Here is a 16,697-nt window from a genome sequence, read left to right on the forward strand (position 1 = left end):
TGTGGCCGAAGGCGACGGGCTCGGCCAGCGTGACGACGGAGAGGCCGTCCGCGAGGACGTCGTTGCCGGGCCGGGCGGGCCGCTCGGCCGCGCGGGAGACCGCGATGCCGTCGAGGACTGCGAGGAGAAGCGCCGCGTCGTCGGCGCCGAACGACGCCGCGGGATGCGCGGCGCGCAGCAGCTCCAGGACGACGTCCTCCGTTCGCGACCAGCCGGCGGTGTGGATCGCGCGGATCTCCGGATCGGTGCCGGCGCGGGAGGCGAAGGCGGTCCACACGATCGCGTCGGGCACGTCCTCGTCCGCGACGCACGCGATCTCGTCGCAGAAGACGCGCAGCCGCACCTCGGCCGAGGATTCGGCCTCCAGGCGGCTCCGCATCCGCTCGCGGAAGCGCTCCTCGACCCGGGCCATCGCGCCGGCCAGCAACGCCTGCTTCGTCGGGAAGTGGTGCTGGACGGCCCCCACCGAGACGCCGGCCTCGGCCGCGACGGTACGGATGCTGAGGTGCTCCGCCCCGCGGGTCGAGAGGACGGCGACGACCGCCGAGAGGATGTCGCTCCTGCTCTCGCGCCGATCCGGCATGGCGTCCCTCTCGTTCGACTGCTCGAGCAGGCTACGCTCTCGGATGTGACCAATACGACCGTATTGCCGCCCCGTGCCGGAGCCGGCCGCCGCATCGCGACCCTGGACGTCGTCCGCGGTGTCGCGATCATCGGGACCCTCGGCACGAACATCTGGATCTTCTCCCACCCCTGGGGGATGCTCGGACTGCTCTCCGTCCCGGTGACGCCGGAGACCTCCTCCTCCGCCGGGACTGCGCAGCTCCTGCTGATGGCGCTGGCGCAGGGCAAGTTCCTCGCCCTCCTCTCCCTCGCCTTCGGGGTGGGCCTCGCGATCCAGCACGCGTCCGCGGTCCGGCGCGGGACGCGCTGGCCGGGCCGCTACCTCTGGCGCGCGACGCTCCTCCTCCTGGACGGCGCGGTCAACTACGTGCTGATCGCGGAGTTCGACGTCCTCATGGGATACGCCGTCACCGGAGCGGTCGTCGCCTGGCTGCTGCTCACCCGGCCGACGACGCAGCGCCGCGTGATCCTCGTCTACGGCGCTCTGCACGTCGTCCTGATCTCGACGCTCGTGGCGCTCGTGGCGGCGAGCCCGGACGGTGCCGGACAGGGGCCGACCGGCCGGAGCCCCTACGCGGACGCGTCGTTCCTCGGCCTCGCCCTCTTCCGGCTGCAGAACGCGGGCGTCTTCCGTGCGGAGCCGGTGCTCATCGGGCTCCTCAGCCTCGCGATGTTCCTCCTCGGCGCGCGCCTCCATCGGGCGGGGGTCCTCGCCGCCGAGGGCGCGTCACTCCGCCGTCGCATGATGGTCCTCGGCGCCCTCGCCCTCCCCGTCGACCTCGCGCTGGGCGTCGGCGGGAGCGCCGCCGGTCTGCTCGCCGAGCGCTACCTCGTCGCGCCCCTGGTCGGGCTCGGCCTGCTCGCGGCCCTCGCCGAGGCCTGCCTCCGCCGGGGCGCCGAGGGCTGGGCGGCACGCCGGGCGCGGGAGGTCGGCCGGGTCGCCCTGAGCGCCTACCTCCTGCAGAACCTGCTCGGCGGCGCCCTCTTCTACGGCTGGGGACTCGGGCTGGCGGTGACCGCCGCGCAGTGGCGCGTCCCGGCGACCGTCGGAGCGTTCCTGCTCATCGCGGCGGTCGTCGTGCTCGCGGCGCACCTGTGGCTGCGCCGGTTCGAGCTCGGTCCGGTGGAGTGGCTCTGGAAGCGGGGCGAGCGGATCGGTGTCCGCGCGCCCCGCTGACCGGAGGGGGACCTACGCGAGGAGCTCCGCGGCGCCGGTGCGCAGGGCGGCGAGGCGGGACGAGACGGCCGACCGGCGGGCGTCGGCGTCGGAGTCGTGCGACCAGGCGTCGAGGTAGAGCTTGACCTTCGGCTCCGTGCCGCTCGGGCGCGCGATGAGACGGGCACCGTCCAGGGAGAAGCGGAGCGCGTCGGTCGGGGGCAGCGCGCCGCCCTCGGCGAGCAGGTCCTCGCTCCGCTCGACGGCGAGCCCGCCGATCGCGGTCGGAGGCGTCGCGCGCAGTCCGGCCATGATCCGGCCGATCTCGGAGAGGTCGGTGACGCGGAGCGAGATCTGCTCCGATCCGAAGAGCCCGAACCGCTCGGCGAACGACTCCAGCTCGTCGTCGATCGTGCGCTCCTCGGCGGCGAGCGCGCTCGCGAGGGAGAGGAAGGCGAGCGCGGCCGAGACGCCGTCCTTGTCACGGACCGTCCCGGGGTTCACCAGGTAGCCGAGCGCCTCCTCGTAGCCGAAGACGAGGTCGGGGACGCGCGAGATCCACTTGAAGCCCGTGAGCGTCTCGGCGAAGTCGAGGCCGTAGTCGGCCGCCACAGCACCGAGGGCGGGGGAGGACACGATCGAGCAGGCGAGCGCTCCTCCGGTGCGGCCCTCGCGGCGGGCCTGCTCGGCGGCGCGCCAGCCGAGCAGCGCTCCGACCTCGTTGCCGGTGAGGCGACGGAAGCCCTCCGGGGCGGAGGCGTCGGGCACGGCGGCGGCGAAGCGGTCGGCGTCCGGGTCGTTCGCCACGATCAGCTGCGCGCGACCGGAGCGCGCGGTCGAGAAGGCGAGGTCGAGGGCGCCCGCCTCCTCCGGGTTGGGGAACGCGACCGTGGGGAACGCCGCGTCGGGCTCGATCTGCTCGACCACGACGGCCGGCTCGTCGAATCCCGCCGCGGAGAGCACCCGGTGCGCCGTCTCCCAGCCGACCCCGTGCATCGCCGTGTAGACGATGCGCAGCGGAGCGGACTGGCGGCCGACGGCTGCCGTCGCCTCGATGTAGGCGGCGACCACGGACTCGTCCGCGAGCCGGTACTCGCCGCGCGGAAGCTCCGGAACCCGCCGGTCCCGCGCGACCGCGAGGATCCGCTCGGCGATCTCGGAGTCGACCGGCGGCACGATCTGCGAGCCCTCGTCGGCGCCGCCGAGGTACACCTTGTAGCCGTTGTCCTGCGGCGGGTTGTGGCTCGCCGTGACCATCACTCCGGCGTCGGCGCCGAGGTGGCGCACGGCGAAGGCCAGCACGGGGGTGGGCAGGAGCCGGGGCAGCAGCACCGCGTCCACGCCGGCGCCCGCCATCAGCGCGGCGGAGTCCTCGGCGAAGACGCGCGAGTTCTTCCGGCCGTCGTAGCCGATCACGACCACGGGCCGCTGGACGCCCTGCGCCAGCAGGAAGTCGGCCAGGCCCACGGCGGCCTGCGAGACCAGCACTCGGTTCATCCGGTTTGATCCCGCCGCGATGGCGCCGCGCAGGCCCGCGGTGCCGAACGCCAGGCGGGCGCCGAAGCGGTCCTCGAGCTCGGCGCGGGCGGAGGCGTCGCCCGAGTCGGAGGCGGTCAGCAGGGCGACCAGCTCCTCCCGCGTCTCCGGGTCGGGGTCCTGGGCGAGCCAGGCCTCGGCGAGCTCCCGGACGTCGGCGCTCACAGGGCGCCCGTGATCCCGGCGAGCAGGCGGGCGAGGTCGTCCTCGGCGTCGCGGCCGGCCTCGAGCACCTCCTCGTGGCTGAGGGGGGTCTTCTGGATGCCGGCGGCGAGGTTCGTGATGAGCGACATGCCCAGCACCTCCATGCCCGCCTCGCGTGCGGCGATGGCCTCGAGGGCGGTCGACATGCCGACGATGTGGCCGCCGATGATCTTCGCCATCTGCACCTCGGCCGGGCTCTCGTAGTGCGGCCCGCGGAACTGCACGTACACGCCCTCGTCCAGCTCCGGACGCGTCCCCCGGGCGAGGTCGCGCAGGCGCGAGGAGTAGAGGTCGGTGAGGTCGACGAAGGTCGCGCCCTCGAGCGGCGAGTCGGCGGTGAGGTTGATGTGGTCGCTGATCAGCACGGGGGTCCCGGGCGTCCAGTGCTCCTTGATGCCGCCCGCGCCGTTGGTGAGGATCATCACCGTCGCGCCCGTCGCGGCGGCGGTGCGGACGCTGTGCGCGACGCGGCGCACGCCGTAGCCCTCGTAGTAGTGGGTGCGGGCGCCGATGATCAGCGCGCGCCTGCCGGTGGGGAGCAGGACGGAGCGCAGGGTGCCGCCGTGCCCGTGCACGGCCGGCTTGGAGAAGCCGAGGATCTCGGTGGCCTCCACCGTCGCGGTCGTCTCGCCGATCGCGTCGGCGGCCTTGCCCCAGCCGCTGCCGAGGGTGAGGGCGATGTCGTGCTTCTCGACCCCTGTCGCCTCGGCGATCTGAGCGGCCGCGCGGGCCGCGATCTCGAAGGGATCGGCGTCGGGGGCGTCGAGCGGGTGCAGGGTCTGGTCGGACATCCTCCCACCCTACCGACGGGCTGCGCGGCGGCGGAGGGCGACTCCCGCGGCCGATCCGACACCCCGCGATTGGGCGAACACTCAGTGAGAGAGGACAATGGGAAGCATGGCTTACGAGTTCGAGCGCGCGCAGAGGATCGCTGTACTCGGAGGGGGGCCGGGCGGCTACGAAGCCGCCATCGCGGGAGCGCAGCTCGGCGCTGAGGTCACCCTGGTCGAGCGGGTCGGAGTGGGCGGCTCGGCCGTCATCACCGACGTCGTCCCGTCGAAGTCGCTCATCGCGACGGCGGAGGCCACCAACGCCATCGGCGAGGCCGCCGACCTGGGCGTGCAGTTCTTCACCCGCTCGGAGCAGAACAAGCCGGTGCGCCCGGACGTGGCGGTCAACCTGGCGACGGTGAACAAGCGCCTGCTCGGGCTCGCGCGCCAGCAGTCCGAGGACATGCGCGCGAACCTGGTGCACCACGGCGTGCGCATCGTCCAGGGGGACGGGCGCCTGGACGGCTCGAACGCCTTGATCGTCTCCACGGCGGCCGGCGGCGAGGGCATGGACTTCGACCGCATCGAGGCGGACACGATCGTGGTCTCGGTGGGCGCCAGCCCGCGTGTGCTCCCGACCGCGGCACCCGACGGCGAGCGCATCCTCAGCTGGACCCAGCTCTACAACCTCAAGTCGGTCCCCGAGCACCTGATCGTGGTGGGCTCCGGCGTGACCGGCGCGGAGTTCGCCTCCGCCTACCGTGCGCTCGGCGCCCGCGTGACCCTCATCTCCTCCCGCGACCAGGTGCTGCCCGGCGAGGACGCCGACGCGGCCGCTGTGATCGAGAACGTCTTCAAGCGCAACGGCATGGTCGTGCTCTCGAAGTCGCGCGCCGACCGCGTCGAGCGGACCGAGAAGGGCGTGCAGGCCGTGCTCTCGGACGGACGCGTCGTCGAGGGCTCGCACTGCCTGATGGCCGTCGGGTCCGTGCCGAACACGGCGGGCATCGGCCTCGAGGAGGCGGGGGTGCAGCTGACGGAGTCGGGGCACATCCGCGTCAACCGCGTCGCCCGCACCAGCGTCCCCTCGATCTACGCGGCCGGGGACTGCACCACGTTCCTCCCGCTCGCCTCCGTCGCCGCCATGCAGGGCCGCACCGGCGTGTTCCACGCCATGGGCGACGCCGTGAACCCGACCGAGGTGCGCAACGTCGCGGCGAACATCTTCACGCAGCCCGAGATCGCGACCGTCGGGTGGAGCCAGCGCGAGATCGAGGAGGGCATCGCGCAGGGCGAGATCTACAAGCTCCCGCTCGCCGCGAACCCGCGGGCGAAGATGATGGGCATCCGCGACGGCTTCGTGAAGCTGTTCGCGCGCACCGGCTCCGGCACCGTCATCGGAGGCGTCATCGTCGCTCCGAAGGCGAGCGAGCTGATCTTCCCGCTCGCCCTCGCCGTGGAGCACCGCCTGACCGTCGACCAGGTCGCGCGGGCCTTCACCGTCTACCCGAGCCTCACCGGCTCGATCTCGGACGCCGCGCGCGCCATGCACATCGTCACCTGACGCGCCCCTCCGCCGGGCCGCGCGGGGTGCGGCCCTTCATCGGCAGAGCGCGCGACCGCGAATCGCGTGCGAAGCGATTGACGACAGCGCGACGCGACCCGCTCTGCGGTACCCCTCACGTCGAGGAGCAGACCGCGCCGGACCGCGCGGGGAGCGGCCTTTCATCGGCAGAGCGCGCGACCGGGAATCGCGTGCGAAGCGATTCACGGCAGCGCGACACGACCCGCTCTGCGGTATTCCTCACGTCGAGGAGCCGACCGCGCCGGGCCGCGCGGGGAGCGGCCCGGAACAAGCTCAGACGATCTGGAGGAGCACGTGTCCCGCGGGGACGGTCGCTCCGGCCGTCGCGTCGAGGCCCTTCACGACGCCGTCCTTGTGGGCGGTGAGCGGCTGCTCCATCTTCATCGCCTCGAGGACGACGACCAGGTCGCCGGTGACGACCGTGTCGCCCTCGGCGACGGCGACCTTGACGATGGTGGCCTGCATGGGCGAGGCGACGGAGTCGCCCGTGACGGTGCTGACGGAGGAGGAGCCGCGGCGCTTCGGGGAGGCGGCAGCGGCCCCGCGGGCGGGTCCCGAGCCGACCAGGTCGCCGGGGAGAGTGACCTCGACGCGGCGCCCGTCGACCTCGACGACCACGTTCCGGCGGGCCGCCGGCTCGTCGGTCGCTCCGGGCTCGCCGCTCCAGGCCGGGATCGTGTTCTCGAACTCGGTCTCGATCCAGCGGGTGTAGATCGTGAAGGGCGCGCCGCCCTCGGGGGCGAAGGCCGGGTCCTCGACGATCGCGCGGTGGAAGGGGAGGACGGTCGGCAGTCCGGTGACCTCGAACTCGGCGAGGGCGCGGCGCGAGCGCTCCAGCGCCTGCTCGCGGCTGTCGCCGGTGACGATCAGCTTCGCGAGGAGCGAGTCGAAGGAGCCGGAGATCACGTCGCCGGCGACGACACCGGAGTCGACGCGGACGCCGGGTCCGCCGGGGGCCTTGAAGACGTGCACCGGGCCCGGAGCGGGGAGGAAGCCGCGGCCCGCGTCCTCGCCGTTGATGCGGAACTCGAAGGAGTGGCCGCGGGGCTCCGGGTCGTCGTAGTCGAGCACGCCGCCCTCGGCGAGGCGGAACTGCTCGCGCACGAGGTCGATGCCGGTGATCTCCTCCGACACGGGGTGCTCGACCTGGAGGCGGGTGTTCACCTCGAGGAAGGACACCGTGCCGTCCTTGCCGATCAGGAACTCGCAGGTCCCGGCGCCGAGGTAGCCGACCTCCTGCAGGATCGCCTTCGAGGCGCGGTAGAGCTCGGTGTTCTGCGCATCCGTCAGGAACGGCGCGGGCGCCTCCTCGACGAGCTTCTGGTGGCGGCGCTGGAGGGAGCAGTCGCGGGTGGAGACCACGACGACGTTGCCGTGCGCGTCGGCCAGGCACTGGGTCTCGACGTGGCGCGGCTGGTCGAGGTACTTCTCGACGAAGCACTCGCCGCGGCCGAAGGCGGCGACGGCCTCGCGCGTGGCGGAGGCGAACAGCTCCTCGACCTCGTCGCGCTCGCGGGCGACCTTGAGGCCGCGACCGCCGCCGCCGAAGGCCGCCTTGATCGCGACGGGGAGGCCGTACTGGTCCACGAACTCGAGCACCTCGGCGGCACCGGAGACGGGGTTGAGGGTTCCCGGGGCGAGCGGCGCGCCGACCTTCTCGGCGACGTGGCGGGCCGAGACCTTGTCGCCGAGGCGCTCGATGGCCTCGGGGCCGGGGCCGATCCAGATCAGGCCGGCGTCGATGACGGCGCGGGCGAAGTCGGCGTTCTCGGCGAGGAAGCCGTAGCCGGGATGCACGGCGTCGGCACCGGAGCGGCGCGCCACCGAGAGCAGCTTGTCGATGACGAGGTAGGTCTCGGCGCTGGTCGTCCCGCCGAGGGCGTAGGCCTCGTCGGCGAGGCGGCTGTGCACGGCGTCGCGGTCCTGGTCGGCGTAGACGGCCACGGAGGCGATCCCGCTGTCGCGGGCGGCGCGGATGACTCGGACGGCGATCTCGCCCCGGTTGGCGACGAGCACCTTCGTAATCTTCGGCATGGTCCCCAACCCTAGGGGGCGGCTCCGCCCGGCCCGGCGCGGCTCACCACAAAGAAGCGGAGGGCCTTCGTCGGTTCCTCACAAGGGCGGGACGGGCCTCAGCGGTTCCAGAGCGCGGTCCAGTCGACGCCGAGGCTCCGCACCAGAGTGCGGAGGGTCGGCACCGACATCCCGATCACCGTCGAGGGGTCGCCCTCGATCGCGGTGATGAAGCCGGCGCCGCGGCCGTCGATGGTGAAGGCGCCGGCCACCTCGAGGGGCTCGCCGGTGGCGACGTAGGCGTCGATCTCGGCGTCGTCGATGTCGTCGGCGAACGTGACGGCGGCGGAGGTGACCGCTCCGGCCTCGGCGACGATCCTCCCGCCGCGGTGGTCGACGAGCCAGTGGCCGGAGTGGAGGCGGCCGGTGCGACCGCGCTGGGCGCGCCAGCGCTCCCGGGCCCGCTCGGGCTGGTGCGGCTTGCCGTGGACGACGCCGTCGAGGACGAACGCGGAGTCGCCGCCGAGCACCAGACCGTCGATGTCCGGGCGCAGGACGGCGTGCGCCTTGGCGCGGGCGAGCAGCGAGACGGTGGCGTCCGCGTCCAGTGCCGCGCCCCGCTCCTGCTCGGCCCGGGCGACGGCCGCGGGCTCGTCCACCTCGGAGGGGACGACGACGGGCTCGATCCCGGAGGCCCGCAGCAGCGCGAGGCGCGCGGGGGAGGTGGAGGCGAGGTAGAGGCGCACGAGGGCTCCCTGCGGCCGGGCCCACGCTGTGGGATGCTCGACGGATGGCACAGACCCCGTCCCGAGCATCCGCCCGCCCCGACGGGGCCGACGACGCACTCGGGACCGAGATCGAGCTCGACATTAGCAACGTCGCCCACGGCGGCGTGTTCGTCGCCCGGCACGAGGGCCGCGTCGTCTTCGTCCCGGACGTCCTCCCCGGCGAGCGCGTGCGGGCGCGGATCAGCGAGGTCCGGCACGACAGCTTCTGGCGTGCCGAGGCGCTCGAGGTGCTCGAGGCGTCCGAGCACCGGGTGGAGCACGTCTGGTCCGAGGCCGCCCTCGACCGCCGCCCGGAGGAGCGCGTCGGCGGCGCCGAGCTCGGCCACGCCGACCTGGCCTACCAGCGCGAGCTGAAGCGCCTCGTGCTCGTCGACTCCTTCTCCCGCTTCGCCCGTCGCGAGGTCGAGGTGGAGGTCTCGCCGATCGCCGGGGACGACGCGTCCGGCGGCCTCGGCTGGCGCACGCGGAACCGCCTCCACGTCGACGACGACGGACGGGTCGGCCCCTACGCGGCACGCAGCCACCACGTCGTCACCGTGGAGTCGCTGCCCCTCGCGACCGCCGACTCCTCCTTGGCCGCACCGCTCGGCGAGCGCCTCGCTCCCGGCTCGGTGGTCGACCTCGTCGACGCGGCCGGGTCCGAGGGGGCCGCGGTGCTCGTGCACGACCCCTCCGACAAGCGCGCCCGCCGCGACCGCACGGTGGTGAGCGAGTTCGTCGCCGACCGCACCTTCCGGGTCGACCGCACCGGCTTCTGGCAGGTGCACCGCGGAGCGGCCGCCGCGCTCTTCGAGGCCGTGCAGGCCGCCGTCGACGCGGATGCGGCGGACCCGTCGGCCGCCAACCACGACCTCTACGGCGGGGTGGGCCTGCTCGCCGCGGCGCTGGCCGACCGCCTCGGCGCCGGAGTGCGCGTGACCAGCGTCGAGAGCGACTCCCGCGCCACCGAGCACGCGCTCGAGAACCTGGCCGACCAGGTCGGCGCCCGCGCGGTGACCGCCCGCGTCGACCGCTACCTCCGCGACGTCGTCGCCCAGGCCGATGCGCGCGAGCGGGCGCGGTGGCGCGCGGCGACCGTGGTCCTCGACCCGCCGCGCTCGGGCGCCGGCCGAGCGGTCACCGACGCTCTGGCGGAGCTGCGGCCGGCGCAGCTCGTCTACGTCGCCTGCGACCCGGTCGCGCTCGCCCGCGACGTGGGCGCCCTGACCGGGGCCGGCTACGAGCTGGAGCGCCTCGAGGGCTTCGACCTCTTCCCGCACACCTCCCACGTGGAGGCCGTTGCGCGACTGGTCCGCCGAGAGGACTGACCGCGGGCCCGCGCCTGCGTACCATGGGCGGGATGGAGCCCCACGTCGACGCAGCCGAGGCCCCGCGCGTGCGCGTGGCGATCGTGGACGACCACGAGTCGGTGCGCCTGGGCGTGGCCGCCGCCGTCGAGAGCGCGGGGATGCAGGTGGTCGCCGCCGCCGAGACCGTCCAGGCCCTCGAGAGCACGATCGGCGGCGCCGAGATCGAGGTGCTCGTCCTCGACCTGTCCCTGAACGACGGCTCGAGCATCACCAGCAACGTCAAGTGGGGGCAGGTGCGCGGCTCCGCCGTCCTCGTCCACAGCATCGCCGACCGCGTCGTGGCCGTGCGGGAGGCGCTCGCCGCGGGAGCGGCCGGCGTCATCCCGAAGTCCTCGCCCATGTCGACGGTCGTCGCCGCGATCCGCACGGTCGCCCGCGGCGAGGTCCTCAACAATCTGGAGTGGGCCTCGGCCATCGACGCCGACGACGACTTCGCGCGGGCCGTGCTCGGTCGTCGCGAGCGCGACGTCCTGCACCTCTACGCCTCGGGGCTGCCGCTGAAGCTGGTGGCCGAGCGGCTGCAGATCTCGGTGTCGACGGCGAAGGAGTACCTCGACCGGATCCGCGACAAGTACGTCGAGATCGGCCGTCCCGCCCCGACGAAGGTCGATCTGCTGCGGCGCGCGGTGGAGGACGGCATCCTGCCGGGCATCGACCCGGACGACGGCGATGGCGGGCGCTGAGGCGCCGATCGCCCGCCGCAACGCCGGGCGCGAGCGGATCGACCGGATCATCAGCACGGTCGTGTCGTTCTTCGGCTTCGGCTTCGGTGTGCAGACCGTCCCGCCGATCCTCGCCCAGCTGCCCCTGCTGCGCCCCGAGGTGGCCTGGCCGGTGCTGGTGCTGGTCTTCGGATCGCTCACCGCCGCCGTGGTCACCGCCGTGCTGCGGCGGGGCACGCGGATCACGGCCTTCCTGGTCGCGGTCGGCGTCCTCGTCGCCCTCCTGACCTGGCCGGCCGCCGTCGCCACCGGGGGCGCGGACCGCGAGACCCCGTGGATCTGGTACCTGCTGACCATCGGCACCGCCTTCTGCACGATCGCGGCTCCCCTCCGGATCGCGATCGCGTACGTGTCGGTGACGACCGTGCTGTTCGGGCTGCTGCGCGTCCTCCCCTCCGGCGGCGGGGCGGAGCCGACCCGCGCGATCCTCGACGCCGCCTACGTGGGCATCGTCGGCTTCGTGATGCTGGTGCTGATCACCGTGCTCCGGCAGTCGGCCGACCAGATCGATCGCGCGCAGACGACGGCCATGGAGCAGTACGAGGCGGCGATGCGCCAGCACGCCGGCGAGGTGGAGCGGGTCGAGGTCGACGCCCTGGTGCACGACAACGTGCTCGCGACGCTGCTCTCCGCCGCCTCCGCCGAGTCGCCGGCCGAGCGTGCGCTGGTCTCCTCGATGGCGCAGCGCACCCTCGCCGTGCTGCTGCCCGACCACGAGCCGGAGCCGCCCGAGGGGCTGGTCCCGCTCGAGCTCCTGCAACGCCAGCTCGCCCACGCGGCGTCCACCTTCGGGACCGAGATCGCAGTCGCGACGGCCGACGGAGTGGATCCGCGCGCGACGACGCTGCCGCGCCCGGTGGCCGAGGCGCTGCTCGGCGCGGTCTGGCAGGCGCTCGCCAACAGCGTCCAGCACGCGGGTCCGAGCGGCAGCGTCCACCGCGCCGTGCACGGGCTGCTGGGCGACGGCGCGGTGGAGGTCGTGGTGGAGGACGACGGCCGCGGCTTCCGGCTCGCCGACGTCCCGCGCGAGCGGCTGGGCATCCGGCTCTCCATCCTCGAGCGGGTGCACAACGCGCGGGGTTCGGCGCGGGTCGACTCGACTCCGGGCGAGGGCACCCGAGTCCTCCTCTCCTGGCGGGCGGACGCGGGAGGAGGGCCGTGATCGCCTACCCGCGCCCCCTGCTCCAGGCGCTCGGCGCCGGCTTCTCGCTGTACCACGTGGTGCTCGCCTTCTTCTCCTTCCGCATCTCCCCGGCCACGCCGGCCGACCTCGTCGCGGTCGCGCTGTACGTCGCGGCGACCGTCGTCGCCCTCTGGCCGGGAGCGACGACCCGGCTCGCCCTGCCCGTCGCGGTCGGGATGACCGCGGTCGCCGTCGCTCTGCCGCTGCTGGTCGCGCCCTCGCTCGATCCGGGTGCCTCCAACGGCTACTCCACCTGGTACATCGCCGCGGTCGGCACCCTCATGACGATCGTGTGCGCCCGCCGGCGCGCGGCCTGCGCCTGGGTCGGCGTCGGCTTCCTGATCGTGCACACCGTGTTCTGGGCCGGCCCGGCCGCGCTGGCCACTCTCGGCGTCGTCGGGGGGATCGCCTGGGTCGCGATCGCGCAGCTGCTCATCGTCGAGCTCGGGCGCGCGGGCTCCGAGGCGCGCGTGCTCGAGGCGGCCGAGCGCGCGGCCGCGTCGTGGCGGGCCGCGGAGGAGGCGCACCTCACGGAGCGCGAGGTCCGGCTGGAGCAGACCCGCGCCCTCGCCGCCGACATGCTGCTGCGCATCGCCGAGCCGGGACCGGGCCTCACCGACGAGGAGCGGCGCGAGTGCCGGCTGCTCGAGGCGGCCGTGCGCGACGAGATCCGCGGCCGGCGGCTGCTGGACGACGAGGTGCGGCGTCTCGTGCTCGACGCGCGGCGGCGGGGGGTGACCGTCTCGGTGCTCGACGACGGCGGCCTCGACCGCACCTCCGAGGGCGAGAGCCGACGGGTGCTGGGGGAGCTCGCCCAGGCTCTGAGCGGGATCCGCGAGGAGGTCGACCGCGTGGTGGTGCGCACCGCGTCGGCCGACTCGGCCTCGGCGGTCACAGTGGTGGGCCTGCGGACGGCCGGCGACGGCAGCGCGGGCGCCCTCGGCTCCGACGACGCGGGGGACGAGGTCGACGCCTGGGTCGAGATCCGGCGCGACGGCGTCGGCGGACGGGACGTCTGAGCGGCGGAGCGCGCGCGGGACGGCGCGGCCGTCCGCCTGCGCAGCGACCGGCGGCGACCCGCCCCGGAGGGCGTGCGGATGTCGGATCGGTGCCGCGGTCGGTACGCTCCGGCTCTCAGCACGGCTCAGGTCCTGGCGCACCCGGTCTCTCAGAGCGGACCGATCGTCGGCGCGGCGCGTCGCGGCACGAGCGTGAGCAGAGCCGTCATGGGCAGAGCCCGTTGAGCGCTGAGCGCGTCAGGACGAAAGCCCGTTAACGGAGTGCGGCGGGCCGTCCACTCCTCCGAAGAGGGGGCCCGGCCCGCCGTCAAACCCCGAGTGAGGGTAACAACCCGAATATTACCCTCACTCGCCCCCAACACACCCGCCTGCTTACCCTGGTCGGCGAGTGATTGGCGGTGCCCCTTCCGAAGGAGGAGCACCGTACGTCCACTAGTGTGCTCGCTCCGCCAGGAGGCGCATAGTCAGCACTTTAGGGGACTAATCGGGGGACAAATTTCACGTTCCGCGTCGCGGATCGCTCGTTCCCCGACGGGCTGCGTCTGCGAGTCCGCTCAGCCGGAGAAGGAGCGCCACGCTCCGGGTGCCGGCCGGATCGGCCGGCGGACCGCCGCGGCGCGGTCGTTCCAGCCGCCGCTGAGCTCCTGCGGGGTCTCCGGCTCGGCCTCGGCGCGAGAGGTCAGTGCGGTGACGACGGCCGTGACGGCGGCGATCTCGGCGGCGTCGAGGCCGGAGGTGGAGATGACGACGGCGGGTGCGGAGTCGGAGGCGGTCATCCCGTGACGCTATCGCATGCCGTTCACGGCGCCGGTCGGCGGGGCATGGCTATGCTGACGCCGGATGCCGCCGGAGCGTCGTCCGTCCGTTGCGAACAGGAGCGTCCCCGCATGCCGACGTGGTTCCCGAGGAGCGGTGCCGCGGCGCTGCGCCCCCTGCGTCTGCTGGTCCGGAGGTCGCCTGCGGCCGTCTCGGTCGTCCTGGTCCTCCTGGCCGCGAGCGCGATCACGGGGACGCTCGTCGCCCCCGCGGGAGCCGAGACGACGGCCTGGTGGGCGGCGGGCCCGATGACGACCCTCGACGGCCGTCCGTGGACGGCGGTGACCGCCCTCCTGATCGCGGCGGACCCGCTGCAGCTGCTCCTGGACGTCGTGCTGGTGCTCCCGATGCTCCTCGCCGCGGAGCGCCGCCTCGGCTCGGCCCGCACCCTCCTCGCCTTCCTCGTGACAGGCGCCGTCGGGATCGTCGTCGGGTCCTCCGTGCAGTCGATCGGCGCTCTCGTCGGGGAGTGGTGGGCGGGCGACACCGTCGGCGACCACACCTTCGACCCGCTGATCGGCGCGGTCGGCGCCCTCATCGCCTCGACCGCCTTCATGGGCGCTCTGTGGCGTCGCCGGCTCCGGGTGACCGTCTTCGCCGTCGTGCTGATGTTCGTGCTCTACGCGGGCGACTCCGCCGACGCGTACCGGCTCCTCGCGGGCGGCGCGGGGCTCGTGCTCGGCGCGGTGCTCGCGCGGGGAGCGTCGGGACTGCGTCCGCAGCGTCCGGCCCCGAGCTCGCACCGCGAGTCCCGGGGGCTGCTGGCGGCGGTCGTCGTCGTCACCGCCATCGGTCCGCTCGTCGCCGTCCTCTCGGACTCGGGCTACGGTCCGTTCTCGTTCCTCGGCCGACTGCTGCAGAGCGCCTTCACGGGGACGACGGACCTCGAGGACCCGTGCAGCCGCGCCCTCCGGCACTGCGCGCACCACGTGAAGCTGAGCCTGGTCGCCCCCGGGCCGATCCTGCTGACGTTCGTCCCGCTCCTCCTCCTGCTCGTCGCCGCCTACGGCCTGCGCTCCGGGCGCCGCCTGGGCCTGCTGCTGGCGGTCGGGGTGAACATCGCGATCGCGATCCTGGAGGTCTTCTCCCTCCAGCGCGCCGCCCGTCACCCCGAGTTCCTGTACTACGCCGAGTACCTGCTCTGGGTGGCGACGACGGTGCTGGTGCCGCTGGCCGTCGTGGCGATGCTCGTGATCGGGAGGAGGCACTTCCGCATCCGCGCGCCCCGTGCCGCTGCGAGGCTCTGGACGCGGGTCGTCGCCATCGCCTTCGTCGTGTCCCTCGGCGGCTACCTGGCGCTCTCGGCCGGCGTGCGCACGAGCTTCGAGCCGCTCCTGGGCCTCGGGAGACTCCTCCTGGACGGGCTGCTGCGCTTCGTCCCGGTGAGCTTCCTCGGCGGCGCCGGACTGCTCGCCGTGCCGCGGGAGCCCGTCGCGCGGATCGTCTTCGAGTGGGTCGGCCCGGTGTTCTGGCTCGTGGTCGTCGTCGCGGTGGTCGCCCTGCTCCGGGCCACCGACGTGCAGCGGAACCGCGGCGACGAGGCGCGGTACCGCGCGCTCCTGTCCCTGCACGGCGCCGGCAGCCTCGGCCATCAGGGGACCTGGGAGGGCAACGCGCACTGGATCTCGGCCGACGGGACCGGCGGAGTCGCCTACCGGGTGATCGGCGGCGTGGCGATCACCCTCTCCGACCCGGCCTGCGCTCCCGAGCGGCGGGAGGACGTCGTGGCCGAGTTCGTGCGTTTCTGCGACGAGCGCAGCTGGACGCCCGTCTTCTACAGCATCCACGACGAGCTGCTCCCCGTCTTCGACCGGCTCGGCTGGTCGCGCCTCTCGGTCGGCGAGGAGACGATCATCGAGCTCTCCTCCTTCGAGCTCACCGGCAAGCGGTGGCAGAAGGTGCGCTACCCGCTCACGCGCGGCATCAAGCTGGGCATCGAGGCGCAGTGGACCAGCTGGCCCGAGCTCTCCCTCGGCATGGCCAACCAGATCGTCGACCTGTCGGAGCGCTGGGTCGCCGAGAAGGCGCTGCCCGAGATGGGCTTCACCCTCGGCGGCATCGACGAGGTCCGCGATCCCGACGTCGCCCTCCTGCTCGCGGTCGGACCGGACGGCGTGCTGCAGGGGGTGACGAGCTGGCTGCCCGTGCACCGGGAGGGTCGCGTGGTCGGCTGGACCCTCGACTTCATGCGCCGCTCCGACGACTCGATGCCCGGCATCATGGAGTTCCTCATCGCCTCCGCGGCGCTGCGCGTCAAGGAGGAGGGTGCCGAGTTCCTCTCGCTCTCGGGCGCACCGCTCGCCACCGCACCGGTCGAGGAGGGGGAGGTGCCTCCGGAGCCGACGGTCCTCTCGCGCCTGCTCGAGTTCCTCTCGCGGACGCTCGAGCCGGCCTACGGCTTCACGTCGCTGTTCCGCTTCAAGGCCAAGTTCCATCCGCGCTACGCGGGCCTCTGGATGACCTACCCCGACGCGCTGCAGCTGCCCCGGATCGGAGCCGCGCTGGGTCGCGCCTACCTGCCGGACCTCTCCGCCGCGCAGGCGCTGGCGTTCGCGCGGGTGGTCGGGGCGAAGCCGGAGGAGAAGCCGTCCGAGGCGCCCGCGGCGAAGCCCGATGCTCCAGCCGCGAAGGCAGGCGCTCCGGCGGTGAAGGCGGGTGCTCCGGCAGCCGAGCCGGACGGTCCTGCGGTGAAGGCGGGTGCTCCGGCGGCGAAGGCGGATGCCCGGGAAGCGAAGGCCGATTCCGCGACAGGGAAGCCGGATGCTCCGGCCGCGGAGCCGGACGCTCCCGTCGTGCGGCCCGATGCTCCCGCGGAGTCCGCTGCCCGACGGACCGGGCCCGGCTCCTCCGACTGATCGTTCCGCCCCTCCGCCCCATGAGGAGGCGGTCGCAGCGGAACGCCTCGGCACGGACGGTCTCCCGTCTCCTGCCG

General features: G+C 73.9%; 13 protein-coding genes. 7 read left to right on the forward strand and 6 right to left on the reverse strand.

Annotated elements, in window-relative coordinates; genetic code table 11:
- Positions 1-583, reverse strand: a 583-nt coding sequence (locus tag C5C82_RS01945; protein ID WP_104354525.1) for a TetR/AcrR family transcriptional regulator, incomplete at its 3' end; no start/stop codon positions are given.
- Between the two features lie 45 nt (positions 584-628).
- Here C5C82_RS01945 and C5C82_RS01950 point away from each other — a divergent pair.
- Positions 629-1,801, forward strand: coding sequence for a DUF418 domain-containing protein (locus tag C5C82_RS01950; protein WP_258065893.1), 1,173 nt, complete (start codon positions 629-631; stop codon positions 1,799-1,801).
- Positions 1,802-1,813: 12 nt separating this feature from the next.
- Here the strand turns inward: C5C82_RS01950 and C5C82_RS01955 are convergent, their stop codons facing one another.
- Positions 1,814-3,481 carry a phospho-sugar mutase gene (locus tag C5C82_RS01955; protein WP_104291611.1) on the reverse strand — a complete coding sequence of 556 codons (1,668 nt, stop codon included), beginning with the start codon at positions 3,479-3,481 and terminating at the stop codon, positions 1,814-1,816.
- Positions 3,478-4,311: a purine-nucleoside phosphorylase gene (locus C5C82_RS01960; protein WP_104238027.1), complete on the reverse strand. Its 834-nt coding sequence runs from the start codon at positions 4,309-4,311 to the stop codon at positions 3,478-3,480. Before C5C82_RS01960 ends, C5C82_RS01955 begins: the two co-directional genes overlap by 4 nt.
- 106 nt (positions 4,312-4,417) lie before the next feature.
- Here C5C82_RS01960 and C5C82_RS01965 point away from each other — a divergent pair, with 106 nt between their 5' ends.
- On the forward strand, positions 4,418-5,854 hold the full coding sequence (locus C5C82_RS01965) for an NAD(P)H-quinone dehydrogenase (protein WP_104249483.1): 1,437 nt from the start codon (positions 4,418-4,420) through the stop codon (positions 5,852-5,854).
- Between the two features lie 294 nt (positions 5,855-6,148).
- Here the strand turns inward: C5C82_RS01965 and C5C82_RS01970 are convergent, their stop codons facing one another.
- Both C5C82_RS01970 and C5C82_RS01975 read right to left on the reverse strand, forming a co-directional pair.
- Entirely contained in the window at positions 6,149-7,909 is a 1,761-nt protein-coding gene (locus tag C5C82_RS01970; RefSeq protein WP_104262420.1) for a biotin carboxylase N-terminal domain-containing protein, read from the reverse strand.
- Between the two features lie 98 nt (positions 7,910-8,007).
- Complete coding sequence (locus tag C5C82_RS01975) at positions 8,008-8,634, reverse strand: nucleoside triphosphate pyrophosphatase (protein ID WP_181068292.1); 627 nt, start codon at positions 8,632-8,634, stop codon at positions 8,008-8,010.
- Between the two features lie 44 nt (positions 8,635-8,678).
- Between C5C82_RS01975 and C5C82_RS01980 the strand changes: the two genes are divergently transcribed.
- The 4 genes from C5C82_RS01980 to C5C82_RS01995 are packed head-to-tail and all read left to right on the forward strand — an operon-like array spanning position 8,679 to position 12,949.
- Positions 8,679-9,983, forward strand: a complete 1,305-nt coding sequence (locus C5C82_RS01980) for a class I SAM-dependent RNA methyltransferase (RefSeq protein WP_146085941.1) — start codon at positions 8,679-8,681, stop codon at positions 9,981-9,983.
- A 23-nt stretch (positions 9,984-10,006) separates the two neighbouring features.
- The gene (locus tag C5C82_RS01985; protein ID WP_104223169.1) at positions 10,007-10,708 is read left to right on the forward strand and encodes a response regulator transcription factor; all 702 of its coding nucleotides are present in this window, start codon (positions 10,007-10,009) and stop codon (positions 10,706-10,708) included.
- Positions 10,695-11,909 carry a sensor histidine kinase gene (locus C5C82_RS01990; protein WP_104291610.1) on the forward strand — a complete coding sequence of 405 codons (1,215 nt, stop codon included), beginning with the start codon at positions 10,695-10,697 and terminating at the stop codon, positions 11,907-11,909. Before C5C82_RS01985 ends, C5C82_RS01990 begins: the two co-directional genes overlap by 14 nt.
- On the forward strand, positions 11,906-12,949 hold the full coding sequence (locus C5C82_RS01995; RefSeq protein WP_104225461.1) for a hypothetical protein: 1,044 nt from the start codon (positions 11,906-11,908) through the stop codon (positions 12,947-12,949). The genes C5C82_RS01990 and C5C82_RS01995 overlap by 4 nt, the downstream gene beginning before the upstream one ends.
- Positions 12,950-13,503: 554 nt before the next feature.
- Here C5C82_RS01995 and C5C82_RS02000 read toward each other — a convergent pair.
- Positions 13,504-13,725, reverse strand: coding sequence for an acyl-CoA carboxylase subunit epsilon (locus C5C82_RS02000; RefSeq protein ID WP_104354526.1), 222 nt, complete (start codon positions 13,723-13,725; stop codon positions 13,504-13,506).
- A 111-nt stretch (positions 13,726-13,836) separates the two neighbouring features.
- Here C5C82_RS02000 and C5C82_RS02005 point away from each other — a divergent pair, with 111 nt between their 5' ends.
- Positions 13,837-16,620 carry a DUF2156 domain-containing protein gene (locus C5C82_RS02005; protein WP_181134393.1) on the forward strand — a complete coding sequence of 928 codons (2,784 nt, stop codon included), beginning with the start codon at positions 13,837-13,839 and terminating at the stop codon, positions 16,618-16,620.
- Positions 16,621-16,697 lie beyond the last annotated feature (77 nt).

Origin of the sequence: Rathayibacter sp. AY1D5 (genome assembly GCF_002932515.1) — a bacterium.
Taxonomy (GTDB): domain Bacteria; phylum Actinomycetota; class Actinomycetes; order Actinomycetales; family Microbacteriaceae; genus Rathayibacter.

Excerpts from the sequence above, each read along its gene's own strand:
- C5C82_RS02000 (WP_104354526.1), bottom strand. The coding sequence starts at position 13,725 with ATGACCGCCTCCGACTCCGCACCCGCCGTCGTCATCTCCACCTCCGGC.
- C5C82_RS01990 (WP_104291610.1), top strand. The coding sequence starts at position 10,695 with ATGGCGGGCGCTGAGGCGCCGATCGCCCGCCGCAACGCCGGGCGCGAG.
- C5C82_RS01960 (WP_104238027.1), bottom strand. The coding sequence starts at position 4,311 with ATGTCCGACCAGACCCTGCACCCGCTCGACGCCCCCGACGCCGATCCC.
- C5C82_RS01965 (WP_104249483.1), top strand. The coding sequence starts at position 4,418 with ATGGCTTACGAGTTCGAGCGCGCGCAGAGGATCGCTGTACTCGGAGGG.
- C5C82_RS01985 (WP_104223169.1), top strand. The coding sequence starts at position 10,007 with ATGGGCGGGATGGAGCCCCACGTCGACGCAGCCGAGGCCCCGCGCGTG.
- C5C82_RS01970 (WP_104262420.1), bottom strand. The coding sequence starts at position 7,909 with ATGCCGAAGATTACGAAGGTGCTCGTCGCCAACCGGGGCGAGATCGCC.
- C5C82_RS02005 (WP_181134393.1), top strand. The coding sequence starts at position 13,837 with ATGCCGACGTGGTTCCCGAGGAGCGGTGCCGCGGCGCTGCGCCCCCTG.
- C5C82_RS01980 (WP_146085941.1), top strand. The coding sequence starts at position 8,679 with ATGGCACAGACCCCGTCCCGAGCATCCGCCCGCCCCGACGGGGCCGAC.